This is a genomic window from Bacillus sp. LR--39 (assembly GCF_053613335.1).
The window spans coordinates 1-718 of sequence record NZ_JBSIOT010000850.1 but is presented as its reverse complement, the minus strand read 5'-3'; the positions used below and the strand labels follow the sequence as shown (position 1 = coordinate 718).

General features: G+C 37.9%; 1 protein-coding gene and 1 pseudogene. Both read left to right on the top strand.

Annotation, left to right across the window (positions count from 1 at the left end):
* Window positions 1–156 (top strand): annotated as a pseudogene (locus tag ACWHAR_RS26975) (MFS transporter); the annotation flags it as partial.
* Between the two features lie 160 nt (window positions 157–316).
* Window positions 317–718: MerR family transcriptional regulator (locus ACWHAR_RS26970; protein WP_452088417.1), on the top strand; the 402-nt coding region annotated here is incomplete at its 3' end.

Sequence of the window (718 nt, the reverse complement as noted above, 5' to 3'; positions counted from 1 at the left end):
TTCGGAGGCATTATTGCTGCGTCACTGACAGGGTATTTGTTTGATGTGACAGGCTCCTTTACGCTCAGCTTTCTGGTAGCTGGTTTTGTGCTGTTGCTGGGATTGGTTTTTTATGTGTTTGTATTAGGGGATGTAAAACGAATTAAACTGGAATAAAGAGTGCTTGCTGAAAAGCACTCTTTTCTTTGAATCCGCCAGGTGTTATTTTCTTTCTCCCAACATTCACTAGGCTGTCTTCGGACGAAAACACCACCATTTTATCCTTGACTCCAACCAAAGGTAAGGCCTCATAGCGAAAGAAGAAAGGAGGAGTCAGATGGTGAAATTAACAGTAAAAGAACTATCCAATATTGCGAATGTCACAATCAAAACGCTTTATCATTACCACAAAATCGGCTTGCAAGCCCCAAAGGAAATAAGCGAAGCCGGATATCGGTACTATGGTGCTGAAGAACTAAAAAGACTGCAGGAAATCCTTTTTTACAAAGAATTAGATATTCCTTTTTCAGAAATCAAAACATTACTAAAAGAGGATGCTGAAAGAACAAGTACATTAGAAAAACAAAAAAAGCTGTTTGAAAAGAAAATTGAAAAGTATCAGCGTCTCATTCAAACAGTCAACACATCTTTAGAATACACGAGAAAAGACGAAAACATGGATCATAAGGTAATGTTTAAAGGGTTTGAAAGCGCTGAAGAATGGAAACAATCTTTAGCA